Genomic DNA, 23,509 nt, shown 5'->3' on the forward strand with positions numbered 1-23,509 from the left:
ACTCCTTCGGGTGGCGGCTCAGGTGATGTGCGGCCGTCGCCCACCCGCGCTGGGAGGGTCGGGGACCGGTGAGGGCCACCCCGGGCGCGACCCCGGTCGCGAGCTTGGGGGAGGGGTGTGCGTACGGTCGACGAAAGTTGACGACACGTCATCCGGACCCATGGGTACCACGAGTCAGGAATGCGAGCACCGGTGCAGAAGACGCGGCCTCGTCGCTCAGACAAGCAGACGGCCTCCGCAGGAGGCGCCCAGCCCATCCCCGGCACCGCCGACGCCCCCGCCCCGGCAGGCAAGGGGCGCCCGACCCACGTACGGAACCGGCTGATCGTCGCCGTGGCCGTCGTGGCCGCCGCCATCGCCGGCGCCGGGGTCCCCTCGGTCGTCGCCGCCTCCGGGCAACTGCACGACACACAGAGCGTGGTGACGCTCGCCGAGCAGACCCAGGACGCACTGACCCTCGCGCACTCCCTCGCCGACGAGCGCGACGAGGTCACCTCCTACATCGCCGCGGGCCGCCCCAAGTCCAAGGCGCCCAGCGAACAGCGCAGCACCCGGGTCGACCGGCAGGTCGAGGAGCTGCGCGCCGACCCCGACACGCCCGCCGGGCTCCGCGACGACCTGGAGAGCGTCGCCGCCCTGCGCCGCTCCGCGCTCACCGGCAAGAGCAGCGCCCTGGAGGCGCACGCCGCCTACACGGGCGCCGTCACCGAACTGCACCGGTTCGCCGAGCGGCTGGCCGAGGAGATGCCGTCGCGCGCCGGCACCGGCGCCCACGCGCTGGCCGAACTGGACACCGCGGTGCAGCAGGCCGCCGCCGCGCGCGGGCTGCTGCTCGCCGCGCTGAGCGTGCCAACCACCACCCAGACCGTGATCGACCCGCTCACCGGGGCCGCCACCACCCGGAAGACCGCCTCGGACGCGGACGCCAAGCAGCGCGACGCGCTCACCACCGCCGCCCAGCAGGCCCGGCTGCGCTCCGACGCGGCCCTCGCCGGCTTCCGCGACACCGCCGCCCCCGCCGCGCGCGCCTCCTACGACTCCACCGTCACCGGCCCCGAGGTCGACACCGCGGAGCGGTACCTGGCGGCCCTCACGGACGAGCCCACGCTCTCCGACCGCGACCTGGCCACGGACGCCCGCCGGGCCTCGGCCGCCCTGTCCGCCCGCGTCGACTCGATGCGCGGCGCGGAGTCGGCGCTCTACGACCGCCGCACCAAGGCCCTGGAGGAGCTGCGGGACGACGACGTCACCGCGCTGGAGATCCACATCGCGATCCTCGGCGCGCTGATGCTGCTCGCCGTGGGCGTCGCCACGGGCATGGCCCGCGGTCTTACCCGCCCCCTCGCCGTGCTGCGGCTCGGTTCGGCCCGGCTCGCGGGCGCCGCAGACCCGGCCGCCGAGGAACCCGTGCGGTTCACCGGCCGCAAGGACGAGTTCGCCCAGGTCGTCGACTCCGTCAACGCGCTGCACACCCGCGCCGCCACCCTGCACGAGCGCCTCGCCACCCTGGAGTCCGACCGCAAGCACCTGGTCGGGCAGCGCCAGAAGATGGCCGACGCCCGCGAGGAGCTGCGCGGCGAACTCGCTGAGTCCACCGCCCAGCTGGAGCGGCTGCGCGACACCATCGGCGCCACCTTCGTCAACCTGGCCCTGCGCACCCTCGGCCTGGTGGAGCGCCAGCTCGGCGTGATCGAGGGCCTGGAGGAGCGCGAGCAGGACCCCGAGCGCCTCGCCACCCTGTTCAAGCTGGACCACTTCGCCACCGTCATGCGGCGGCACAGCGAGAACCTCCTCGTGCTCGCCGGCACCGAGCACGTCCAGCAGCACGCCGGGCCGGTGCCGCTGGTGGACGTCGTCCGCGCCGCCGTCAGCGAGATCGAGCGGTACGAGCGGGTCCGGATCGCCGCGCTGCCGCCGCACGCGCACGTGGCGGGATTCGCCGCCGACGACCTCTCGCACCTGCTCGCCGAACTCATGGAGAACGCCACCTCGTTCTCCCCGCCGGACCTGCCCGTCGAGGTCTCCGGCTGGCTGCTGGAGAGCGGCGAGGTCATGCTCTCCGTGCAGGACGAGGGCATCGGCATGGCCGGTGACCGGCTGGTCCGGCTCAACGCCCGCCTCTCCGAGTTCGACCCGGCGGCCACCTACGACCAGGAGGGCGACGACGGCCTGGGCCTCGGCCTGTACGTCGTCGCCCGCCTCGCCCACCGGCACGGCGTCCGCGTCCAGCTGCGCGAGCAGAAGCAGGGCGGCGTCGCGGCCGTGGCGGTCCTGCCCGCGGGCCTGCTGGCCGCCGCCCCCACCGCCGCGGTCCCCATGGACGCGCCGCGCCGCACCGGCGGCCACACCTTCTCCCTGCCGGGCGCCGACGCCGAGGCCAACTCCAACCACCTGCCGGCCCGGCAGAAGAACACCGACCCGCTGGTGGAGCTGGCCGAGAAGGCCGTACTGCGGAACGAGTCGGAGTCCGGGTCCGGGTCCGGGACCGAGGACGCCGGCGAGAAGCCCGAGGCCGCCGAGCCGGGCGTGCCCGCCGAGCCGTCGCCGTCCGAGACGACGATGGAGCTGCTGATCCCGGAGCCCGCCGCCGCCCCGGCCGAGGAGTCGCTCCCTGAGCGGCCCGACCCGTACGCCATCGGCCCGGACACCCACGAGCGCGCCCGGGACGAGGCGGACGAGGCCCCGGAGCCCGTCACCGACAAGGGCCTGCCCAAGCGCACCCCCAAGATCACCACACCGACCGCCCCGCCGCCCCAGCGTGGCGGAACGGTCGACGCCGAGGCCCTGCGCCGTCGGCTCGGCGGCTTCCGCAGGGGAGCGGAGGCCGGCTACCGCGACGTCCAGGCGGAGATCGCCGAACGCACCGGACAGAACAAGGCACCGGACACGCCCGCCGAAACGCGCACCGAATCCGAAGCAGCCACGGGGGGCACCGTCGAGGAGGCAAGCAGTTGACCGCGCCCAGTACCTTCGGACTGAGCAGTGAAGCCCGCAACCTGCACTGGTTGTTGACGAATCTGGTCGAGGAGGTGCCGGGTATCCAGTCGGTCGCCGTCGTCTCCTCCGACGGACTGCTCCTCCTCTCCTCGGACCAGGCACGCAACGACGAGGCCCGTGAGGCGAGGTCCGAGCGCCGCTCCGGCCCGCGCGGCTCCTCCGCCGATCTCGCCACGGTCGTCTCCGGCATCGGCAGCCTCACCGTCGGCGCGGCCAGGCTCATGGAGTTCGGCGGGGTGAAGCACACCATGGTCGCGATGGACGAGGGCAGCCTCTTCGTCATGTCCATCAGCGACGGCTCGCTGCTCGGTGTGCACGGCTCCGCCGACTGCGACATGAGCGTCGTCGCCTACCACATGGCGCTCTTCGTCGGCCGGGCCGGCCACGTCCTCACCCCCGAACTACGCAGTGAGCTGCGGAAGTCTCTGGAGCCCGCGTCGGCAGGGGGCACCCGATGAGCAACGCCCCGAGGAACCGGTCACAGCTCCCCGTGCGCGGCGGAGACCGGAAACCGGCCCGCGTGCGGCCCTACTCGCTCACCGGCGGCCGGACCCGCTTCGGTCACGTCCTCCTCGTGGAGACCTTCGTGGCCGCGCTGGAGGCCCCCGAGGAGCGCAAGGAGCTCACGAACGGCTCGCTCAGCACCAGGGTGATGCCGGAGCTGCGGGCCATCGTCGAACTGTGCCGCCGGATGCGTACGGTGGCCGAGATCGCCGCGCTGCTGAAGATGCCGCTCGGCGTGGTCCGCGTGCTCCTCAGCGACCTCGCGGACCAGGGAAAGATCCGTGTGTACGGGACCGGAACCGGTCATGGCGCCGGCCGTCCGGACCGGGCTCTGCTCGAAAGGGTGCTGAGTGGACTCCGTCGTCTTTGAGGACACCGACGAGGACCTGAGGTCCTGGCAGACGGACCGCACCCGGGCTCCGATCGCCACGAAGATCGTCGTGGCGGGCGGGTTCGGCGTCGGGAAGACCACGCTGGTCACCGCGGTCTCCGAGATCACGCCGCTGCAGACCGAGGCGCTGATGACCGAGGCGAGCGAGGAGACCGACGACCTCACCGCCACGCCCGGCAAGTCGACCACCACCGTGGCCATGGACTTCGGGCGCATCACGCTCGACGACGACCTGGTGCTGTACCTGTTCGGCACACCGGGCCAGCAGCGGTTCTGGTTCATGTGGGACGACCTGGTGCGCGGCGCGATCGGCGCGGTCGTCATGGCCGACACCCGGCGGCTGAAGGACTGCTTCCCCGCGCTGGACTACTTCGAGAGCTGCGGACTGCCGTACGTCGTCGCGGTCAACCACTTCGACGGCAGCGAGCGGTTCGAACCGGAGGACGTGCGTGAGGCGTTGACGATCCCCGCGCACATACCTGTAATGATCATGGACGCGAGGCGCCGGATCTCGGTGATCGAGACCCTTCTGTCCCTGGTGGGACACGCGCTCGACGTCACCCCCGAGTGAAACGCGGTTAGGAGCCCTCACCCGCATGCGGAAGATACTCGTCGTCGGGGCCGGCCAGTCCGGTCTCCAGCTCGCCCTCGGACTCCAGTCCCACGGGTACGAGGTCACCCTGATGTCCAACCGGACCGCGGACGAGATCCGCTCCGGGCGGGTCATGTCCACCCAGTGCATGTTCCACACCGCACTCCAGCACGAGCGCGACCTCCAGCTGAACTTCTGGGAGTCCCAGGCCCCGAAGATCGAAGGACTCGGTGTCTCGGTCGCCGCCCCCGGCTCCTGGGCCGAGGGCCCGGCGGCCCGCGCGATCGACTGGCTGGGCCGGCTCGACGGGTTCGCGCAGTCCGTCGACCAGCGCGTGAAGATGGCCGGCTGGATGGAGACCTTCGCCCAGCGCGGCGGCCAGCTCGTCGTCCACGGCGCGGCCGTCGGCGACCTCGACTACTTCTCCCGCACCTACGACCTCGTGCTGGTCTCGGCGGGCAAGGGCGAGCTCGTCCAGATGTTCGGCCGGGACGCGGAGCGCTCCCCGTACAGCGAGCCCCAGCGCGCGCTGGCCGTCGCCTACGTCCACGGGATGGGTTCGCGCCCCGAGCACCCGGACACCGAGGCCGTCCGCTGCAACCTGGTCCCCGGCGTCGGCGAGCTGTTCATCATGCCGACCCTGACGACGTCCGGGCGCGCGGACATCCTGTTCTGGGAGGGCATACCCGGCGGGCCGCTCGACGTCTTCGGCGGCGTGAAGGACCCGGCCGAGCACCTCTCCCTGACCCTGGAACTCATGGAGTGGTACGTGCCGTGGGAGTACGCCCGCGCCACCAAGGTGGAGCTGACGGACGCCGGCGGCACGCTGAGCGGGCGGTACGCCCCGACGGTCCGCAACCCCGTCGGCCGGCTCCCCGGCGGCGGCCTGGTCCTCGGCGTCGCGGACGTCGTCGTGGCCAACGACCCCATCACCGGGCAGGGCTCCAACTCCGCGTCCAAGTGCGCGGCCTCCTACCTCGCGTCGATCCTGGAGCACGGCGACAAGGAGTTCGACGAGACCTGGATGCGGGCCACCTTCGACCGCTACTGGGACACCGCGCAGCACGTCACCAAGTGGACGAACGCCATGCTGGCCCCGCCGCCGGAGCACGTCCTCAACCTGATCGGCGCGGCGGGCCAGCTCCAGCCGGCCGCCGACCGCTTCGCCAACGCCTTCAACAACCCGGCCGACCTCGAGAACTTCTTCTACGACCCGGAGAAGACGGGCGCCTACCTGGCCTCGGTCGCCGGCGCGTGAGGGGTCTCCGACCTGGGGCTCGGCCGCCGTCGTCTGTCGTCGGTGGCCGACTTCGCCCCCCTCGGACGGCCCACGGACGGCCCCGGCCGCACCGGGGCCGTCTCTCGTTCGGAAGACCGCGTACGCGGATCCCGGCTCACCTTGGAACGTTGACCCGCGCGTTCACGGTGCGCTTGCCGTCGTTCCCCCTTGCTCCCCGCTGGATGCTGTCCGATCGGGCACGCGGAGGACACAGGTTCTGATGCGCACGGGCGCAAGGAGGCGCGTGGGGGCGCTTTCGTGCATATATCTGCCCCCTCTGAACGCCGGCGCTCGCCCCATGCGGTGAACCGGCCGTTCATCCTCTGGCCGCACTCTCACGCGCCGCGTTTCATTGAGCACTCACTCGCTTTCAACGCACGTCACCAACAGACACGCAACAGGCACAAGTGATCACCCGGTGCTCCCGGGACAGGAGCAGGGATCCGGCCCACTCGGACCGTGCCGCACTCGTCAACGAGCGGCCATGAACCGCCGGTTGGGGTTCGCAAGCGGCAACGCCGGGCGGGACCGCGGAGCACGGCGTCTGCTTCGGTCGGCTCCGCCCAGCTCAGGGCGGTCCTCCTTCTCACGTCCTGACCGCTCCCCGGACGACCGAGGTGATCAGTCGGATCAGCCGTTGACCTGCCGGGCTCCGAAGCCCGACACGATGCAGGAGGTTTGTGATGGCACTGGCGCAGTGGACGAACGCGATGGAGTGGTTGGCTGCCGCCGCACGGGAGCCCCGGCTGTGCAAGGACGACTGGCAGCGCGGCATCAGCGGCGTCCACCTCTTGGCCGCTGGACGATTCTGGGACGTTCTGATCGTCCCGGCCTGCCTGGGCCTGCGCACCGCCGACATCATGGCCGGCATGCCTCGCCTCGAACCCGGCCCGGCGCTGCTGGACAGCAGGCGGCAGCATGTCGGCTTCTTCCTGCCGCCCGCCCCCATGACCCTCTGGGTCGGGCACGGCATCCGCTACCTCACCACGGGCGGGTGGATCGCCACGCCTGCCCCGCACTGCCGCTGGGGCGATCTGCGCTGGATCTGCCCGCCCGACGGAAGCGGCGCCCTGAACGCACCCGCGGCTCTGGAGTTCGCGCTGCAGGAAGCAATGGTCGAACTGGCCCGCGACCACGGCACCGCACACCACCTCGACGCCCCCCACCGACACACGGACAAACCAGCGCCCCCTACGACCCGCCCCCCACAGACCCCGCAGATGTGATGCGACGAGAGCACTCGGCCGGCCGAGTCTCACTGGCGACGGGGTCGCTCGTAGCCGAAGAAGTGCCGGACCGGGTCTCTGGCCTGTGACCGCGTAATCGACCAACGCCGCGACCTGCGCCGGTGGGGGCTGCTCAGCCGCGTCGCGGAGCGCTGAAACGGGCCCCACACCTCGGGTCGCCGCTGGGACGACAGACGTGTCGGGGGCCCGTTTCTGGGGATCGTGGACCAGAGGGTCGGCCGGTGGGGCTAGTTGCAACCGGGTCCGGTCGAGGGGTTGGCGCAGGTGTTGCGGCCGGATCCGCCGTCGTTGGTATTGGCATCGGCGCCGCCGTTGAGAGCGTCGTTGCCGTTGCCGCCGGACAAGGAGTCGTTGCCGCTGCCGCCGGACAGGGAGTCGTTGCCGGAGTCGCCGATGAGGCTGTCGTCGCCGTTGCCACCGATGAGGGAGTCGTTGCCGTTGCCGCCCTCGACGCGGTCGTTGCCGTTGCCGCCGGACAGGGAGTCGTTGCCGTCGCCGCCGCAGATCAGGTCGTTGCCCCCGCGGCCGTCGACCCGGTCGTTCCCGGCGAGAGCGAAGATCACGTCGTGGCCCGGGGTACCGGTCAGGACGTCGTTGCGGTTGGTACCGGTGATGGTGGGCGTGGCGGTCGCACAGGTCGGGGGAGCCTCGTAGGTGATGGTCACCTGGGCCGCTCCCGCCGCCGGCCCGGACGTACCACCTGGCGGGACCAGGCTCGACCCACCGCCGCCGCCACCCGGCCCCTGGCTGGGAGTGGGGCCGCCGGTGACGGCGTTGCAGCCTCCACCTCCGCCACCACCGAACCAGCCGCCTCCGCCGCCACCGGCCCCGAAGGCGCCTCCGCCGCTGCCGCCGGCACCGGCGGTGCCGTCGCCGCCGGCTGTCCCGCCGATGGGGCAGGCGGCTCCCCCCGCCCCTCCGGTGATCTGGGTTCCGCCTCCACCGCCCATGCCGCCGTCCTGTCTGTCACCGCCGGGTGCTCCGACGACGCCGGCGGCTCCGCCGACGGCCTCAGGGTTGGCGGACAGCGTGCCGCCGCTTCCGCCGCCACCTCCGCCGCCCGCGACGATGAGGCGGGGATCGGTACCGGGAACACCGGTCAAGGTACAGCCGGAGGCGGCCGAGCTGCAGGTGCGCACGTCGCTGGAGCCGCCGCCGGCTCCCCCCGAGCCCTGGGAGCCGCCGGCTCCTCCCCCTGTGTCGACGTTGACGTAGAGGGTGGTGGTACCGGACGGCACAGTGACGGTGCCGGTGACCGTGGCGCCGTTCCCACCCTGGCCGCCCTGGTCGGCCCCGTTCTGACCCGTGGCGCCGGTGGCGGTGATGGTCAGTTGGGTGACACCGGCGGGGACGGTGAAGGGCTGGTTGGCGCCGGCGCCGAAGGTGACGGTCTGCGTCGCCGCGGCGGCGGGCGTGGCCGTGGGCACCACCAGCAGCGCCGCCGGCAGGACCGCCGCGGCGAGCAGGAGAGCGGCACGCCGGACCGGGCGCCGCGTCCGCTCACCCGCGGCTTCGGCACCGTGGGGGCGGAACGCATGGTGCGTGGTCGGTCTCACGATCAGGACTCCTCGGCAGGGGGCGCGGCACGCCGGGCGCGCCACGGACGTCGGTTGTCACCGTGGCCCCAGCCCGGGACCACTCGGTGATCAAGTCACACCGGTCCTGCGCGGCCCTACAGACACACCGTCACACCGGGCCGCGATCCACCGACCGGCCCCCTGCCCGTCCTCCAACTGGGCCTTGGGATAGGCCGTTTCGGGCACGACCCGGGCGTACCGCGCCCAGGACCGGGTTGGAGGCGATCGGGGAGATCGTGACCTCCTCGCCGGGGCGCGGGGCCTGGACCACCTTGCCCTTGCCGATGTACAGCGCCACATGCGTGGCGTCCGGGAAGTAGACCACCAGGTCGCCGGGGCGCAGTTCGGTCAGCGGGACGCGTTCGAGCCGTGCCCACTGCTCCTGGCTGGTGCGGGGGATCCGGGTACCGGCGTGCGCCCAGGCCCGCTGGGTCAGCCCCGAGCAGTCGTACGACCCGGGCCCTTCGGCGCCCCACCGGTACGGCTTGCCCAGCTGCCGCTCGGCGAAGCGGATCGCCCGCCGGGCCCGGGTGGACGGCTTGTGGTCGTCCTGCGCGAGGGTGCCGGACGCCAGCAGGTCCTTCTGGGCCTTCGTGGCGCCCTTCTCCTCCAGTTCGGCCAGCGCGGCGAGCTGTCCGGCGGTGAGGGAGGCCAGCAGTTCCTCCACCTTCCGCAGCCGCTTCCGTACGGCGTCCCGGTCCTTCTTCTGCCGTTCGGCGAGGCCGAGTTGCCGGTCGAGGGCGGCGCGGGCGCGGTGGGCCAGCCGGTCGGCCGCCCGTTCCGTGCCGGTCAGCCGGCCGACGGCCTCGGCGCGCTCGCGGGCCAGCAGCCCGATGACATGGCTTTGGTCCAGGGCGTGCTGCGGGTCCCGGGCGAGTAGCAGTAGGACGTATGGGGAGATCGCCGTGGTGTTCTGGTACTGCTGGCGGGCCAGACGGCCGGCCGCGCCCCGGCTGTCGTGCAGCCGCAGCCGTGCGGAGGCGAGCGCCTTGTCCAGGCGGGCCACCTCGGCGCGCTGCCGATCCAGCTTCTCCTCGGTGGCGTTGTACGTCTCGGTCGCCCGCTCCGCCTCCCGGTACAGACGCTGAAGGTCCGTCAGGAGGACGGCCGTGGTGCGCTCGGGGGGGGCGGGGGCCGCCGTGGCGGACACGGGTGCGAGGAGCGCGGCGGCCGTCACGGCCGCGGTACACGCCAGACGCAGCGGCCTTCCTGACATGTCATCACCTCCGGTGCGGACAGGATCTCTGCTCCGCACCGTGAGCATCGGGCCGACGCACCGGGTTCGCGCGCGAGACGTGCGCGGTTCGGCGTAGGCCGGTCACCCGTGGGGGTCGTCCGGCTTGCCGCGCGGCGTGTCGCCGGGACGCGACCAGGGCCAGTTCAGCCGACGGCCCTGGTCGCCCTCGGGGTCGTAGGCGTACTTCCAGCGCCGGGACAGGCCCGGCCGGGCGCCCTGCCCGCGCGGAACGCGGCGGTAGACGAGGACCGTGGGCGGGCCGCCGTCCGGGCCGGGGACGGGGATGCGGTACGTCTTCGGCGGGTGGCCGGTGATGCCCAGAAGCACCGGCAGCACACGGCCGTCCATCGGGCCGCCCTCGAACGGGGTGTCTTCGCTCTTCACGGGACCAGTGTCAGCCATCCGCCAGCAGGCGCTCGGCCAGCGCGGCGGTCTGCGGGTCACGGGCGGCGGTGACCGACAGCACGGCGACGAACTGGTCCACCAGCCAGTCGCGCAGTTCCCCCGCGGGCGGCTGCTTGCCCTCGTCGAGCCAGATGAGGGAGGCCGCCTCCACGGCCGTGATCCACATGCGGACGGTCATGCGCAGGCGCAGCCCCGGGTCGCCGACCTCCAGGTGCCGCAGGATGTGCTCGGCGGCGGCGCGGCGCACCCCGTCGACGATGGCCGTCGTCCGGGACGTCTCGACGACGCTGCCGCCCTGGAGCAGGGCGCTGAAGCCGGTGTCGTGCTGGTCGACGAAGGTCAGGTACCGGTCAAGCGCGCGGGCGAGCCGGGGGACCAGGGGACCTTCCCGGGGCTCGTCGAAGCAGGTCTGCAGCTCCTCGGCGGCGGAGCGCAGGGCCGCCTCGTACAGCTGCTGCTTGCCGCCGGGGAAGTACCGGTACACCAGGGGCCGGGACACGCCGGCCGCCTCCGCCACGTCGTCGAGGGAGACCTCATCGGGGGCGCGGTGCGCGAAGAGGCCGAGGGCGGCGTCGAGGAGCTGGGTACGGCGCTCCTCGACGCTCAGACGGCGGTAGGCGGGAGCGGCTGGCATGGGACGAAGCCTAACCGCCGAGTGGCAGCGGGCCCGATCGGTGCCGGGCCCGCCTTCGCTAGGCCAGCAGGCCCGACGACTTCCACAGGCGGCGGCCCACTCCGCGCAGGACGCCGATGTCGTCCAGGAAGTCGGTCAGCCGCTTGGCCCCGGTCTGCATGACCTCGCGGCGGTGGCCGCTGGCCTTGACCTGGGCCATGGCCTCCCGCTTGTCGAGGCCGACGTTGGTGTAGACGTCCGGGTTGACGAAGGCGACCGAGAAGACGCGGGCGAACTCGCCCGAGGTGACCCGGGTGAACTCCTGCGACCACCTCGGCGCCGTCATCATCTGCCGACGCAGCTCCTCACGGGCGTAGCGCACATGGCGGGCCTCCTCGACCACGTGGATGCGGGTGACGCCACGGATGAGGGTCTGGACGCGCTCGTCCGGGAAGGTCAGGCGCTGCATCCAGTCGAGGATCTCCTCGCCGAGCAGGGTGGCCGTGAAGGAGCCCGGGGTGGTGGAGATCGTCTTGAACAGCCGGCCCAGGTTCTGGTGGACACGGCTGACGGGGTACCAGGGCGTGCCGCCGTGGGAGATCAGGCGGGCGAACATCTTGGAGTGCCGGCACTCGTCCTCGATCTCGGTGAGCGCGTACCGGACGTGGGCGCTCGTCGCGGACTTGTCGTAGATGTGCCGGACCAGCAGCTGCATGAGGATGATCTCGAACCAGATGCCGAGGGAGGCGAGCGCGGCGGCCTCGTGCTGGGAGAGCGCGATGCGCTGCTCCTCGCTCATCCGCTTCCACATCGGGGTGTCGTAGAGCGAGACGAGCTCCGGGGGCCAGAACCACTTGCCCTCCTCGAAGGGCGCGTCCCAGTCCAGCTCCTTGTCGGGGTCGAAGGAGTGCTTCGCGGAGGAGGCGAGGAGGCGTTCGGCCACCTGTTCGCGGTCCTTGAGCAGGCCGAGAGCGTCGCGCAGTCCGTCCAGCGCCTCGGCTTCCGTCAGGGCAGTCATCGGTCCCTCACCTCGTTACCGGTGGTCACGTCGTACGGGTCTTATGAGACTGCCTGTCAGTAAGACCGTCAATCCCCTGTGCCGCACTTGTTGACCCCGCGTCCAACACGTAGGAGCCTGCGCCGTATGCCGACATACGACGTGTACGCAGACGATCCGGGTGCCCCCCTCTGGCAGGTGCCGGCGACCGGCGCGGCCCGCTTCAACTGGGAGTACGACGACGGCCGCGAGCGCCTTCTGGCCCTCTACCAGAAGGGCAAGGACAAACAGTGGGACGGCCAGCGCAGGATCGCCTGGGACCTGGAGGTCGATCCGTACGACCCGCTCGGCACTCCCGAGGACGCGATGGCCCTGTACGGCACGCCCTACTGGGACCGCATGAGCGACCGGGAGAAGGGCGACCTGCGCCGGCACTACGCGTCCTGGCAGTTCAGCCAGTTCCTGCACGGCGAGCAGGGCGCGATGATCTGCGCGGCGCGGATCGTGGAGTCGGTGCCGGACATGGACGCCAAGTTCTACTCGGCGACCCAGACCATGGACGAGGCCCGGCACGCCGAGATCTACGGCCGCTTCCTGCACGAGAAGATCGGGATGGTCTACCCGATCAACGACAACCTCCAGGCACTGCTCGGCGACACCCTGCGCGACAGCCGCTGGGACATGCCCTACCTCGGCATGCAGGTCCTGATCGAAGGGCTGGCGCTGGCCGCGTTCGGCATGATCCGCGACACCACCACCAAGCCGCTGCCCCGGCAGATCCTCGCCTACGTCATGCAGGACGAGGCCCGGCACGTGGCCTTCGGGCGGATGGCCCTGCGGGACTACTACCGGCAGCTGACCGACGCCGAGCTCCGGGAGCGTGAGGAGTTCGTCATCGAGGGCTGCTACCTGATGCGGGACCGGCTGCGGGGCGTGGAGGTCCTGGAGAACTTCGGCATCCCGAAGGCCGAGGCGGAGGAGCTCAGCGAGCACTCCGAGTTCCTCCAGCTGTTCCGCAGGCTGCTGTTCTCCCGCATCGTGCCCTGCGTCAAGGACATCGGCCTGTGGGGCAAGCGCCTCCAGCAGGCGTACGTCGACATGGGCGTGCTGGAGATGGGCGACCACAACCTGGACCTGCTCATGTCCCAGGACGAGGAGATCGCCGAGCGGCTGGACGCCGAGCGGTTCGCGCGCGAGGAGCGCGAGCGGGTGGCCGAGGTGACCGACGCCGTGCGCGCGGGCGCCGACGGCGACTGAGCCGCCCGCGTCAACGCCGCGGCTCCGGCGACGACTTCAGCACGGCCTCCATCACCGCCCGCGCGATCGGAGCCGCGTCCCCGCCGCCGCTGATCTCGCCCCGGTCCGCGGCCGCGTCCTCCACCACCACGGCGACCGCGACCTTCGGCTCCACGTCGTGGTCGCCCTGCGCCCAGGAGACGAACCAGGCGTACGGCGTTCCGGAGTTGCCCAGGCCGTGCTGCGCCGTGCCGGTCTTGCCGCCGACCGTCGCGCCCGGGATCCAGGCGTTGGAGCCGGTGCCCTCCCGCACCACGTCCACCATCAGCTCCCGCAGCTGGGCGGCCGTCGAGGGCCGCATCGCCTGCCGCATCGGACGGGATCCGGCCGCCGCCACCGTGCCCCCGCCGGCCCGCTCCGTGCGCTCCACCAGATACGGCGAGCGCACCTGCCCCCCGTTGGCCACGGCCGCCGCCACCATCGCCATCTGCAACGGCGTGGCCCGCGTGTTGTACTGCCCGATCGACGACAGGGCGAGCTGCGCCCGGTCCACCCGGGTGTCGAACGTGGACCGGGCGACCGAGTAGGGGATCCTCAGATCGGGGTCGTTGAACCCGAACGCGCCGGCCGTCGCCGCCATCCGCTCCACGCCCACCTCGACGCCGAGCTTCGCGAACACCGTGTTGCAGGACCACTCGAACGCCTTGCGCAGCGGCACGTCCTTGCAGCCCTCGGACGCGTTGGTCAGCTTCGTCCGGGTGCCCGGCAGCGTGTACGGGTCGGGGGTGCGGGTCCTGACGTCCAGGTCCTCGACCACTCCCGCGTCCAGCGCGGCGGCCGCCGTCACCACCTTGAAGGTCGAACCCGGCGGGTACGTCTTGCGCACCGCCCGGTTCAGCATCGGCTTGTCCGGGTCCCGGTTCAGCGTCGACCAGGACCGGGCCACCGCCGAGCCGTTCCCCGACAGCACCGACGGGTCGTAGGAGGGCGCGGACACCAGGGCGAGGATGCGCCCCGTCGACGGCTCGACCGCCGCGACCGCCCCCTTGCGGCCCGCCAGCCCCTCGTACGCGGCCTCCTGCGCGGCCCGCCGCAGCGTGGTGACCACGTCCCCGCCCGGGTACCGGCCCCGCGCGGCGGCCCCCCACAGGGGGAACGGCGACAGCAGCGGGTCGGTGCCCGCCAGGACGCCGTCCGCGGTGTGCTCCAGCAGGGTCGTGCCGTACACCTGCGAGGCGTACCCGGTGACCGGGGCGTACATCGGGCCGTTCGTGTACGTCCGCTCGTAGCGCAGGTGCTCCCCGGTGTCCTCGGAGCCGGTGACCGGGGCGCCGTCGACCAGGATGTCCCCGCGCGGCTGCCCGTACCGGGCGATGGTGGTGCGCCGGTTGGCGATGTTGTCGCCGTACGCCGGGGCCTCGACGACCTGCACCCGGGCGGCGTTGACCAGCAGCGCGGCCAGCAGCAGCGCGCAGAAGAGGGCGGCGTGCCGGATGTGCCGGGTCATCGGGCGGCCCCCGCCGGCTCGTGCCGTCCTGTCTCCGGCGCCGCGCTCTCCTCGCTCCGGGGCACGCCGAGGCGGCTGCGCGCGCGGTCGCTCAGCCGGATCAGCAGCGCCACGATCGCCCAGTTGGTGACCACCGACGAGCCGCCCTGCGCCAGGAACGGCATCGCCATGCCGGTCAGCGGAATCAGCCCGGTCACCCCGCCCGCGATCACGAACACCTGGAGCGCCACGATGGAGGCGAGCCCCACCGCGAGCAGCCGTCCGAACGGGTCGCGCAGCGCGAGGCCCGTCCGGTAGCCGCGCTCCACGAGCAGGCCGTACAGCAGGAAGACCGCGGTCAGTCCGGCCAGGCCCAGCTCCTCCCCGGCGGTGGCCAGGATGAAGTCCGACTTGGCCGCGAAGCCGATCAGGATCGAGTGGCCGAGGCCGAGACCGGTGCCGAACGTGCCACCCGCCGCGAAGGCGAACAGCGACTGGGAGAGCTGGTTGGGCCCCTCGCCCGCCTCGATGGAGGCGAACGGGTGCCGCCAGTCCTCGACCCGCCCGTGCACATGCGGCTCCAGCAGGCCCACGGCGATCGCGCCGACCGCCGCGAGCAGCAGGCCGACCGCGATCCAGCCGGTGCGCCCGGTGGCGACGTACAGCAGCACCACGAACAGGCCGAAGAACAACAGCGAGGTGCCCAGGTCCCGTTCGAGGACGAGCACGCCCACGCTCAGCAGCCAGATGGCGACGATGGGGCCGAGGACGCGCCCGGTGGGCAGCTGCAGCCGCTCCACCCCGAGGACCCGCCGGCCCGTGTAGGCCAGCGCGCTGCGGTTGGCGGCCAGGTACGCGGCGAAGAACACCGCGAGCAGCACCTTCGCGAACTCGCCGGGCTGGATGGAGAATCCCGCGATCCGGATCCAGATGCGGGCGCCGTTCACGGAGGGGAAGAGGATCGGCAGGGTCAGCAGGGCGAGCGCGGCGACGACACAGACGTACGCGTACCGCTGGAGCACCCGGTGGTCGCGCAGCAGGAGCACGACCACGATGAACAGGGCCACCCCCAGCGTGGACCAGACGAGTTGGGTGGGCGCCGCCCGGTCGTCCGGCGTCTCCAGGTCGAGCCGGTAGATCAGCACCAGGCCGAGCCCGTTGAGCAGGACGCCGATCGGCAGCAGCAGCGGGTCCGACGAAGGGGCGCGCAGGCGTACGGCCAGATGCGCGACCAACGCCAGCACGCCCAGCCCGGCGCCGTAGCCGGCGGCGCCGGGCGGGACGGTGCCCTGCCGGGCGAGGCCGACGGCGCAGTAGCCGTACACGCTGAGGAGGACGGCCACGACGATGAGGGACAGTTCGATGCCACGGCGCCGGGGGAGGGGTGCGGCGGGAGCGGGCGAGTCCGCTGCCACCAGGGAGGTTCCGGCCTTGGTCATGTCCGGAACTTACCCAAATTGTCCGTCTTGCGTGCCTGATGCCTCAGCACCAGCGCGGCGTGCGCCCGAGGGTGTCGATGTAGCGCGCCGAGCCCCACGCCCAGGTGCCGTCCGCCAGGAGGTACCAGTTCCGGTTGCCCTGGACGCTCTCGCCCCGGGTCTTGCAGAAGATGCGTACGTGGTCCCCCCGGTGCACGACACGGATGACCTGGCTGCCCCGGTCGGGCGCGCTGCGCAGCAGCAGCGTGCTCGCGGTCACCCGGCCCCGGGTGAACTGCTGGTTCCCGCCCTGGCCGCCGCCCCAGTCGCCCTGGGACGCGCCCTGCTCCCCGCCTTGGCCGCCGCCGTCCCCGCCTTGGCCGCCGCCGTCCCCGCCTTGGCCGCCGCCGTCCCCGCCTTGGCCGCCGCCGTCCCCGCCTTGGCCGCCGCCGTCCCCGCCCTGACCGCCGCCGTCCCCGCCCTGGCCACCCCAGTCCCCACCCTGGCCGCCCCCGTCCCCGCCTTGGCCGCCGCCGTCCCCGCCCTGACCGCCACCGCCCTCTCCTTGGGCCCCGCCCCAGTTCCCCTGGGACTCCGTGCTGCCGCCGGACCCCCACTCGTCGTCGGCCACGGCGGGTGTGGCGGCCGCGGCGGTGGCGAGCAGGCCGGCGGCTATGGACAGTGCGAAACGCGAACGCAGGGCCATGGGGCACCTCCGAGGACAGTCCCGGAGAACCCCGGGACGGGAAAAACCTGACTGATCGCCACATTAAGAGCGCATCCGGGGCTCCGCGCGTCCGAAGGGTCCAACTGAGCTTCCCTCGCGGGAGAAGCCGCCCCGGGGCGCGCACCTGTCGGCCGCCCGGGGAATCCCGCGCGCCCCGGCCTGATCGGCGGCTAGGGCAGGGCCAGCCGGGCGACCGCCCCGCCGTCCTCGGCGTTGGCGAACGTCAGCCGCGCCCCCAGCACCTCCGCCTGCCCCAGCGCGATCGTCAGCCCCAGCCCGTGCCCCGTGGCCCCGCCCTCGGTGCGGAACCGCTGCGGCCCGTGCGCGACCAGGTACTCCGGATAGCCCTCGCCGTGGTCCCGGACCGTCACCACGGGCCCGTCCACCGTCAGCACCACCGGCCCCCGCCCGTGCTTGTGCGCGTTGGCCACCAGATTGCCCAGCACCCGCTCCAGCCGCCGCCGGTCGGTCTCCACGACGGCGTCCCGCACCACGACGACCTCCGTGTCACCGGCCGCACCCCGCACCACCCGGCCCGCCAGCGCCGCCAGCGACTCGGTGTCCAGCTCGGAGCGCTCGCGCCCCGACTCCAGCCGCGAGATCTCCAGCAGGTCCTCGGTCAGGGTCCGCAGCGCGGCCACCCGGTCCCGCACCAGCTCGGTCGGCCGCCCCGGCGGCAGCAGCTCGGCCGCCGCGTGCAGCCCGGTCAGCGGGGTGCGCAACTCGTGCGCCACGTCCGCCGTGAAGCGCTGCTCGGCCAGCAGCTTGCCCTGGAGCGAGGACGCCATCGAGTCCAGGGCGGCCGCGACCACGGCCACCTCGTCCTGCGGCCGGCCCGGATCCTTCGTCCGGGGATCGCCGACCCGCGCGTCCAGGTCACCGACGCTGATCCGGCGGGCCACCCGGGCCGTGGCGTGCAGCCGGCGCGTCACCCGGGTCACCGCGAACGCGCCCGCCAGGACCGTCACCCCGATCGCCAGGGCCGACGACCACAGGATCGCCCGGTCCAGACCGTCGATCGTGCGGGCCTGCTGCGAGTAGTCCACCTCGACCGCGAGGACCTCGCCGCGGTCGACGGGGCCCGCCGCCCACATCGTCGGGCGCCCCCGGTGATCGGCGACGACGGTGCCCCGCTCGCCGCCCAGTGCCAGGTCCCGCAGGGAGCGCGGCAGCCCCGGCGGGTCGACCCGGGCGCCGGGAGGGAGGGTGTCCCCGGCCTCGAACGCCGTCGTGGCGCCCACCAGCCGGCGCAGCGCCAGGTCGCGCGCCTTGCCGACGGTCTGATTGGTCACCGAGACGTGCACCAGCACACCGAGCAGGGCGGCGAGCGCACAGCACATCACGGTGATGAACACGGCGGCCCGCACGGCGAGCGGGCCGGACCACCGGGGCAGCCGGAGCCTCACGGGGTGCCCGCCGAGGGGGACGCCGACGATCTCGGCGGCTTCGCCGGGTGCGGCCCGGTGCGCAGCATCTCGTCGTGGGTGAGCAGCATCGCCTTCTGGTCCGGCTCCCAGGTCCACTGGAGCCGGTACTCGTACCCGGCGACCTCCGACGGCGAGCGGATGATCACCGAACGCCGGGCCAGCTCCACCCCGCTGACGGCGTCGTCCCAGCTCATCACCTGCACCAGCCGCCGCTTCTCGACGGTGTAGACGCGCACCGCGGTGGTACGGCCCGGCAGCAGCCGGAAGCCCAGCGTCAGATCGGCGCGCCCGTCGCCGGTGAGATCCCGGTAGTAGGGCCGCAGCACCGGGCACCGGCCGTGACCCGCGCCGTCACCGCAGTCGTCCATCCGCTGGCCGGTCTCGCGGTACGGCGCCTTGTCGCCCTCGTAGTCCCCGGGGCTCTTCGCCATCTCCCGGCGCACGACGTCCACCGGGTCCACGGCGCGGATGTCCCCGCCGGGCACGGTGAGGCCCTTGACGACCTCCCGGTTCACCTCGCCGATCACATACGCCGGGCTCGACGCGGGCGTCAGCCGCGGCCAGAGCTTGTCCGGGGCGACCGCCGTCTCGGTCGGGCCCGCGCTCCGCAGCCCCCCGGCGTCACCGCACCCCGCGACGGCCGCCGACAGCAGGGCGACGAGCGCGGCGAGGCGCATGAGGCGGCTGCGGGGCACGGTTCTCCAGAAAAGGGCGGGCGCTGGGCGGGCGCGTACACAGTATTCGTACGGAAGTCCTTTTTGCGCACCCGGGGGCGGAGGGACGGCACCGTCACTCGGCGAGCTCCTCCAGCAGCCGGGCGACCGGCAGTCCCGCGCGGAGGTAGTCGACGAACAGCTCGTTGTGCAGCGCCCAGGGAGAGCGGCGGGAGCGTATCAGCCGGATCGCCCGATCGGGCGAGTGGCCGCGGCGGATCAGTGCCTGGGCGACCACCAGCCCCGAGCGGTTGTATCCGTGGTAGCAGCGCACCAGGACCCTGCGGTCCGCGTCCAGGGCCTCCGTCACGGCGTCCGCGAGCCGGATCACGCCCGCGAGCTGGGTCCCGTCCAGCGGCCCGTCCGGGATGGGCCACACATGGTGCTCCACGCCCGGGTCGGGACCGTGCCCGGGCAGCCGCAGCAAGGTCTGGACGAGGTCGAACTCGTCCCGCACCACGGCGAACTCCAGTTGCCCGGAACGGCTGCGGAACTGGTGCCCGCCCATCCACAGACCAGGCACGATCTCGCTCCACGGACTCTCCGGAGCGGGTACGTCGGGTCGCTTCCCGCGGGTACGCAACGGCGCCTCCCCAGCCGCCCCTCGCGGGGCCCTGCCCAACTCTTCCCCAAGGTAACCGGGTTCTTGCCCGCCCAGCACCCCGCCTGTTCCCATGGACGGTGGGGTGATGGTGCCATGAGCGAACTGCGCGTCGTACCAGCCTGGCGGCACGGCCAGGAACGGCTGTACGTCTGCCTCCCGGACGGGCGGAACATCGCCTGGTACGACCGGGAGGCGGCCCGCGTCAACCTGCTCGGCCGGGACCGCCGCGAGGAGGTGCTGGAGGCCCTCGGCCCCTTCGTCACCGGCCCGGTCACGGTGGGCCCGCCCCCGGTCCCCACCCCCGCCGACCTGGCCCGGCTCGCCCTGCACCCGGACGACGACCTCGCCCCCAACCGCCCCGGCGAGGCGCTTCTCGTCGCCCTCGACCGGGACCCCGGTCCCGCCCACCGCCTGCGGACCGATCCACGGCGGCGGGCGCTGACCGCCGAGCGCACCGTCGGGGAGGCGCTGGACCTGCTGGAGGGCGCCGGCTGGCGCGTGCTGCACTCGGTGCCGCTGCCCGGCGGTGACCGCGTCCACCATCTGCTGCTCGGGCCCGGCGGGCTGTTCACGCTGCACAGCCTGTACGCCCGCAGGCAGAGGGTGACCGTCGCCGATCCGCTGGTCACGCTGGGCCGGCGCACCGCACAGCCGCTGCTGCGGCGCCTGCGCGCCGACGCCGCCCGGGCCGCGCACGTCCTGACCGCCGAGGTCCGCCCGGTCCTCGTCCTCGTCGACCCGGCCGCGGTGGCGGTGACCGCGCCGCCGCGGGAGGTGCGGGTGCTCAGGGACACGGAGGTCGCCGGGTTCGCGCGGACGGGCGGGCTGCTGAAGCCGGCGGACGTCGAGGCCCTGTTCGCGCTGGCCCGGGACCGTACGGTGTGGACGTCGGCGCTGTAGGTCGTCAGGGCAGCCCGGTCGTGGCCTTCGGATCCAGCAGGGGGGCCATCAGGTCGCCGAAGTCCTGCAGGCGCGGGGCCAGGTCCGGGGCGAGGAAGGTCAGGGAGCGGGGGGAGCTGCACTCCGCCACCTCCTCCCAGGTGACGGGGGCGGACACCAGGGGCTCGGCGCGGGCCCGCAGGGTGTAGGGGGCGGCCGTCGTCTTGCGGGCGGCGTTCTGGCTCCAGTCGACGAAGACCTTGCCCGGCCGCAGGCTCTTCGTCATGCGGTGGACGACCAGCCGGGGCATCGCCCGCTCGGCCTCCACGGCGAGTTCCTTGGCGTACTCCGTGGCCCGCTCGGAGGTGACCGGCCGCACGGCCGCGCTGAGGTGCAGGCCCTTCGAGCCGGAGGTCTTGGCGTACGCCTCGATGCCGTCGGCGGCCAGCCGCTCCCGCAGCCAGAGGGCGACCTCGCAGCACTCGACCACCGAGGCGGGCGCCCCGGGGTCCAGGTCGAAGACCAGCCGGTCCGCCTCGCCGGGCGCCGCGATCACCCACTGGGGCGTATGGAACTCGGTGACGAGGTTCGCGGCCCACATCAGGCTCGCCAGGTCCTGCACCAGCACCATCCGCGCCGGCCCCTCCACCCGGGGCACCTCGGCGGTGGTGACCCAGCCGGGGGTGCCCGGCGGCACGTTCTTGGCGAAGAACAGCTGTCCGTCCGGGCCGTCCGGGTAGCGCAGGAACGACACCGGCCGGTCGCGCAGATGCGGCAGCAGCACCGGCGCGGTGGTGGCGTAGTAGTGCAGCACCTCACCCTTGGTGAAGCCGGTCGCCGGGTACAGCACCTTCTCCAGGTTGCTCAGCGCGAGCCGTCGCCCCTCCACCTCTGTGATCGGCGTCATACGATGAGGATTCCAGAGAAACAGCTGAATATAGGAACAATTCTGGCATATCGACCGAAGGGGTGCGGAAGTGCGATCCATCTGGAACGGCGCCATCTCGTTCGGCCTGGTCAGCATCCCCATCAAGCTGGTGAACGCCACCCAGAACCGCTCGATCTCCTTCCGGCAGATCCACACGGAGGACGGCGGCCGGATCCGCTACCGCAAGGTCTGCGAGCTGGAGGACCGCGAGGTCGGCCAGGACGAGATCGGCAAGGGGTACGAGGACGCGGACGGCACGATCGTCCCGATCACCGACGAGGACCTGGCCCACCTCCCGCTGCCGACCGCCCGGACCATCGAGATCGTGGCCTTCGTCCCGGCCGACAAGATCGACCCGCTCCAGATGGACGCCGCCTACTACCTCGCGGCCGGCGGGGCGCAGGCCGCCAAGCCGTACACCCTCCTGCGGGAGGCGCTCAAGCGCAGCCAGAAGGTGGCCATCGCCAAGTACGCCCTGCGCGGCCGGGAGCGGCTGGGCATGCTGCGGGTCGTCGACGACGCCATCGCCATGCACGGGCTGCTGTGGCCGGACGAGGTCCGCGCCCCCGAGGGCGTGGCGCCGGACACGCCCGTCACCGTGAACGACAAGGAACTCGACCTCGCGGACGCCCTGATGGACACCCTCGGCGAGATCGAACTGGACGAGCTGCACGACGAGTACCGCGAGGCCCTGGAGCAGGTGGTCGCCGCGAAGGTCTCCGGCGAGGCTCCGCCCGAGGCCCCCGAACCGGCGCGGTCCGGCAAGGTCCTCGACCTGATGGCCGCCCTGGAGAAGAGCGTGCGCGCGGCGAAGGAGTCGCGGGGCGAGGAGCCGGCCGGGGCCGAGGAGGCGTCGGAGGCGGAGGTGCGGACGCTGCCGCAGCGCAAGTCCGCCCGCGCGGCACCGAAGCAGGCCTCCGGGAAGAAGTCCGCGGCCGGCGGGAAGGCCGCGGCGAAGAAGACGGCGTCGTCCGCGAGGAAGTCGACGTCCAAGTCCGCCCAGAGCACGAGGAAGACGACGGCCAAGAGCACCGCCAAGACCACGGCCAAGAAGACGCCGGCCAAGAAGACGGCCTCCCGCAGACGCTCGGCGTGAGGCTCTGGGTCACGCCAGCCGCGCGGAGAGGAAGGCCAGTACGTCGGCCTTCCGCGGGGTGAGGTAGAAGTGGCCGCCCTCGAAGACCCGCACCTCCACGTCCCCCGAGGTGACGTCCGACCAGGACGACAGGTCCGCGACCGCGCACACCGGATCGCGGTCCCCGCCGCAGGCGGTCACCGGGACCGCGAGCCGGCGCAGCGGGGCCGGGCGGTGGGCCGCCAGCATCCGGAAGTCCGCGCGCAGGGCCGGCAGGATCACCGGCCGCAGTTCGGGATGGTCGTACACGGCGGCACCGGCGGGATCGAGCGCGCGGACGCGCCGCAGGATCTCGCCGTCGTCCGGGGCCGGCCGGGCCGCGAGCTCGTGCGGGCCCCGCGGCCGCCCCCGCCCCGACACGACGAGCCGGACGGGGGCCGCGCCCGCCTCCTCCAGCCGGCCGGCGACCTCGTACGCCACCGCCGACCCCATGCTGTGCCCGAACAGTGCCACCGGCGGACCGTCCGCCGCCTCCTGGAGCAGCGCCTCGGCGACCGCGTCGGTCAGCTCCTCCATCGTGGCCGGGCACGGATCGTTCAGCCGGTCCTGGCGGCCGGGGTACTGCACCGACAGCACCTCCAGCCACGGCGGGGTCAGCGCCGCCCAGTCGTGGAAGAAACCGGCCGCCCCGCCCGCGTGCGGGAAGCACACCAGACGCGTCCGGGCGCTGGGGGATCGCACGCCCCTCAGCCACCGGGTCCGCGTCCCGGGCACGGTCATGGCGTCGCCCCGAACCCGAGGGGCGCGGAGTGGAGCGGGCGTGTCCTGGCGGCCACCTGAGTACCCCCGTCGTGTGTGGCGTCCGACCGGGAACTGTAGTTCGATCAGGGGGGTGTCGCCGCCCCGCGCGCGCAACGCGGCCGAGAAACCTCCCCGCCAGCCCCCCGGACGGTGCGGCTCCCCGGAGATCACCGGCCCCCGTACCACCCGACGGGCCGTCAGGACGAAGATCTCGTAGACACCTACGAACGTTTGCGGTCACCCGCCCGCCCGCCGCCCCTGACCGGTTCGCACCCTTGCTCCATTTCGCGGCTCCGTGCCCGCCCCGCCGGGCGAGAACGGCCGTGCGGGCTTGCCGGATGGACTGGCCCGACCAACTCGCCGCTCCTTAGGATGG

General features: G+C 73.0%; 22 protein-coding genes. 9 read left to right on the forward strand and 13 right to left on the reverse strand.

Features of this window, described 5'->3' with window-relative positions; translation table 11 throughout:
* The first annotated feature begins 180 nt into the window (after positions 1 to 180).
* The 6 genes from ACFRAC_RS10465 (at position 181) to ACFRAC_RS10490 (ending at position 6,989) form a co-directional block, all read left to right on the forward strand.
* Positions 181 to 2,955 (forward strand): nitrate- and nitrite sensing domain-containing protein, encoded by a 2,775-nt coding sequence (locus ACFRAC_RS10465; protein WP_382923172.1) that lies wholly within the window; start codon positions 181 to 183, stop codon positions 2,953 to 2,955.
* Complete coding sequence (locus tag ACFRAC_RS10470; protein WP_382923174.1) at positions 2,952 to 3,455, forward strand: roadblock/LC7 domain-containing protein; 504 nt, start codon at positions 2,952 to 2,954, stop codon at positions 3,453 to 3,455. Before ACFRAC_RS10465 ends, ACFRAC_RS10470 begins: the two co-directional genes overlap by 4 nt.
* Entirely contained in the window at positions 3,452 to 3,871 is a 420-nt protein-coding gene (locus tag ACFRAC_RS10475) for a DUF742 domain-containing protein (RefSeq protein ID WP_382923176.1), read from the forward strand. The genes ACFRAC_RS10470 and ACFRAC_RS10475 overlap by 4 nt, the downstream gene beginning before the upstream one ends.
* Positions 3,852 to 4,463, forward strand: a complete 612-nt coding sequence (locus ACFRAC_RS10480) for an ATP/GTP-binding protein (protein ID WP_062668249.1) — start codon at positions 3,852 to 3,854, stop codon at positions 4,461 to 4,463. Before ACFRAC_RS10475 ends, ACFRAC_RS10480 begins: the two co-directional genes overlap by 20 nt.
* Positions 4,464 to 4,488: 25 nt before the next feature.
* Complete coding sequence (locus tag ACFRAC_RS10485) at positions 4,489 to 5,742, forward strand: styrene monooxygenase/indole monooxygenase family protein (RefSeq protein WP_382923178.1); 1,254 nt, start codon at positions 4,489 to 4,491, stop codon at positions 5,740 to 5,742.
* Positions 5,743 to 6,446: 704 nt separating this feature from the next.
* Positions 6,447 to 6,989, forward strand: a complete 543-nt coding sequence (locus tag ACFRAC_RS10490; RefSeq protein ID WP_382923180.1) for a hypothetical protein — start codon at positions 6,447 to 6,449, stop codon at positions 6,987 to 6,989.
* Between the two features lie 248 nt (positions 6,990 to 7,237).
* Here ACFRAC_RS10490 and ACFRAC_RS10495 read toward each other — a convergent pair whose 3' ends face one another.
* The 5 genes from ACFRAC_RS10495 to ACFRAC_RS10515 all read right to left on the reverse strand — a co-directional run bounded on the left by ACFRAC_RS10495 (position 7,238) and on the right by ACFRAC_RS10515 (position 11,860).
* Entirely contained in the window at positions 7,238 to 8,566 is a 1,329-nt protein-coding gene (locus tag ACFRAC_RS10495) for a calcium-binding protein (protein WP_382923182.1), read from the reverse strand.
* Between the two features lie 130 nt (positions 8,567 to 8,696).
* Complete coding sequence (locus tag ACFRAC_RS10500; protein ID WP_382923184.1) at positions 8,697 to 9,803, reverse strand: NlpC/P60 family protein; 1,107 nt, start codon at positions 9,801 to 9,803, stop codon at positions 8,697 to 8,699.
* Between the two features lie 102 nt (positions 9,804 to 9,905).
* Positions 9,906 to 10,208 (reverse strand): hypothetical protein, encoded by a 303-nt coding sequence (locus tag ACFRAC_RS10505; RefSeq protein WP_382923187.1) that lies wholly within the window; start codon positions 10,206 to 10,208, stop codon positions 9,906 to 9,908.
* A gap of 10 nt (positions 10,209 to 10,218) precedes the next feature.
* Positions 10,219 to 10,863 carry a TetR/AcrR family transcriptional regulator gene (locus ACFRAC_RS10510; protein ID WP_382923189.1) on the reverse strand — a complete coding sequence of 215 codons (645 nt, stop codon included), beginning with the start codon at positions 10,861 to 10,863 and terminating at the stop codon, positions 10,219 to 10,221.
* A gap of 58 nt (positions 10,864 to 10,921) precedes the next feature.
* Positions 10,922 to 11,860 (reverse strand): diiron oxygenase, encoded by a 939-nt coding sequence (locus tag ACFRAC_RS10515; protein WP_344408170.1) that lies wholly within the window; start codon positions 11,858 to 11,860, stop codon positions 10,922 to 10,924.
* A 126-nt stretch (positions 11,861 to 11,986) separates the two neighbouring features.
* Between ACFRAC_RS10515 and ACFRAC_RS10520 the strand changes: the two genes are divergently transcribed.
* Complete coding sequence (locus ACFRAC_RS10520) at positions 11,987 to 13,096, forward strand: ferritin-like domain-containing protein (protein WP_382923191.1); 1,110 nt, start codon at positions 11,987 to 11,989, stop codon at positions 13,094 to 13,096.
* A 10-nt stretch (positions 13,097 to 13,106) separates the two neighbouring features.
* Here the strand turns inward: ACFRAC_RS10520 and ACFRAC_RS10525 are convergent, their stop codons facing one another.
* The 6 genes from ACFRAC_RS10525 to ACFRAC_RS10550 form a co-directional block, all read right to left on the reverse strand.
* Positions 13,107 to 14,582 (reverse strand): penicillin-binding transpeptidase domain-containing protein, encoded by a 1,476-nt coding sequence (locus ACFRAC_RS10525; protein WP_382923193.1) that lies wholly within the window; start codon positions 14,580 to 14,582, stop codon positions 13,107 to 13,109.
* A complete protein-coding gene (locus tag ACFRAC_RS10530) occupies positions 14,579 to 16,000 on the reverse strand; it encodes an FtsW/RodA/SpoVE family cell cycle protein (RefSeq protein ID WP_382923195.1) in 1,422 nt (473 codons plus the stop codon). Before ACFRAC_RS10530 ends, ACFRAC_RS10525 begins: the two co-directional genes overlap by 4 nt.
* Before the next feature lie 43 nt (positions 16,001 to 16,043).
* Positions 16,044 to 16,685, reverse strand: a complete 642-nt coding sequence (locus tag ACFRAC_RS10535) for an SH3 domain-containing protein (RefSeq protein WP_382923197.1) — start codon at positions 16,683 to 16,685, stop codon at positions 16,044 to 16,046.
* A gap of 191 nt (positions 16,686 to 16,876) precedes the next feature.
* A complete protein-coding gene (locus tag ACFRAC_RS10540; RefSeq protein ID WP_382923199.1) occupies positions 16,877 to 18,112 on the reverse strand; it encodes an ATP-binding protein in 1,236 nt (411 codons plus the stop codon).
* Positions 18,109 to 18,828: a hypothetical protein gene (locus ACFRAC_RS10545; protein ID WP_382923201.1), complete on the reverse strand. Its 720-nt coding sequence runs from the start codon at positions 18,826 to 18,828 to the stop codon at positions 18,109 to 18,111. The genes ACFRAC_RS10540 and ACFRAC_RS10545 overlap by 4 nt, the downstream gene beginning before the upstream one ends.
* Before the next feature lie 94 nt (positions 18,829 to 18,922).
* The gene (locus ACFRAC_RS10550; protein WP_382923203.1) at positions 18,923 to 19,429 is read right to left on the reverse strand and encodes a protein phosphatase; all 507 of its coding nucleotides are present in this window, start codon (positions 19,427 to 19,429) and stop codon (positions 18,923 to 18,925) included.
* Between the two features lie 114 nt (positions 19,430 to 19,543).
* On the opposite strand from ACFRAC_RS10550, the gene ACFRAC_RS10555 reads away from it, so the two are divergent.
* Entirely contained in the window at positions 19,544 to 20,350 is an 807-nt protein-coding gene (locus tag ACFRAC_RS10555; RefSeq protein ID WP_382923204.1) for a nuclease-related domain-containing protein, read from the forward strand.
* Between the two features lie 4 nt (positions 20,351 to 20,354).
* On the opposite strand, the gene ligD is transcribed toward ACFRAC_RS10555, so the two are convergent.
* Positions 20,355 to 21,236: a non-homologous end-joining DNA ligase gene (gene ligD / locus ACFRAC_RS10560; protein ID WP_382923206.1), complete on the reverse strand. Its 882-nt coding sequence runs from the start codon at positions 21,234 to 21,236 to the stop codon at positions 20,355 to 20,357.
* Positions 21,237 to 21,306: 70 nt separating this feature from the next.
* On the opposite strand from ligD, the gene ACFRAC_RS10565 reads away from it, so the two are divergent.
* On the forward strand, positions 21,307 to 22,353 hold the full coding sequence (locus tag ACFRAC_RS10565) for a Ku protein (protein WP_382923208.1): 1,047 nt from the start codon (positions 21,307 to 21,309) through the stop codon (positions 22,351 to 22,353).
* A gap of 9 nt (positions 22,354 to 22,362) precedes the next feature.
* On the opposite strand, the gene ACFRAC_RS10570 is transcribed toward ACFRAC_RS10565, so the two are convergent.
* On the reverse strand, positions 22,363 to 23,073 hold the full coding sequence (locus tag ACFRAC_RS10570) for a thioesterase II family protein (RefSeq protein WP_382923210.1): 711 nt from the start codon (positions 23,071 to 23,073) through the stop codon (positions 22,363 to 22,365).
* Between the last annotated feature and the right edge of the window lie 436 nt (positions 23,074 to 23,509).

The organism is Streptomyces sp. NPDC056628, from assembly GCF_042792555.1.
Classification (GTDB): Bacteria; Actinomycetota; Actinomycetes; order Streptomycetales; family Streptomycetaceae; genus Streptomyces.

Excerpts from the sequence above, each read along its gene's own strand:
- ACFRAC_RS10465 (WP_382923172.1), top strand. The coding sequence starts at position 181 with ATGCGAGCACCGGTGCAGAAGACGCGGCCTCGTCGCTCAGACAAGCAG.
- ACFRAC_RS10525 (WP_382923193.1), bottom strand. The coding sequence starts at position 14,582 with ATGACCCGGCACATCCGGCACGCCGCCCTCTTCTGCGCGCTGCTGCTG.
- ACFRAC_RS10500 (WP_382923184.1), bottom strand. The coding sequence starts at position 9,803 with ATGTCAGGAAGGCCGCTGCGTCTGGCGTGTACCGCGGCCGTGACGGCC.
- ACFRAC_RS10475 (WP_382923176.1), top strand. The coding sequence starts at position 3,452 with ATGAGCAACGCCCCGAGGAACCGGTCACAGCTCCCCGTGCGCGGCGGA.
- ligD (WP_382923206.1), bottom strand. The coding sequence starts at position 21,236 with ATGACGCCGATCACAGAGGTGGAGGGGCGACGGCTCGCGCTGAGCAAC.
- ACFRAC_RS10555 (WP_382923204.1), top strand. The coding sequence starts at position 19,544 with ATGAGCGAACTGCGCGTCGTACCAGCCTGGCGGCACGGCCAGGAACGG.
- ACFRAC_RS10510 (WP_382923189.1), bottom strand. The coding sequence starts at position 10,863 with ATGCCAGCCGCTCCCGCCTACCGCCGTCTGAGCGTCGAGGAGCGCCGT.
- ACFRAC_RS10535 (WP_382923197.1), bottom strand. The coding sequence starts at position 16,685 with ATGGCCCTGCGTTCGCGTTTCGCACTGTCCATAGCCGCCGGCCTGCTC.
- ACFRAC_RS10530 (WP_382923195.1), bottom strand. The coding sequence starts at position 16,000 with ATGACCAAGGCCGGAACCTCCCTGGTGGCAGCGGACTCGCCCGCTCCC.
- ACFRAC_RS10490 (WP_382923180.1), top strand. The coding sequence starts at position 6,447 with ATGGCACTGGCGCAGTGGACGAACGCGATGGAGTGGTTGGCTGCCGCC.
- ACFRAC_RS10520 (WP_382923191.1), top strand. The coding sequence starts at position 11,987 with ATGCCGACATACGACGTGTACGCAGACGATCCGGGTGCCCCCCTCTGG.
- ACFRAC_RS10485 (WP_382923178.1), top strand. The coding sequence starts at position 4,489 with ATGCGGAAGATACTCGTCGTCGGGGCCGGCCAGTCCGGTCTCCAGCTC.
- ACFRAC_RS10515 (WP_344408170.1), bottom strand. The coding sequence starts at position 11,860 with ATGACTGCCCTGACGGAAGCCGAGGCGCTGGACGGACTGCGCGACGCT.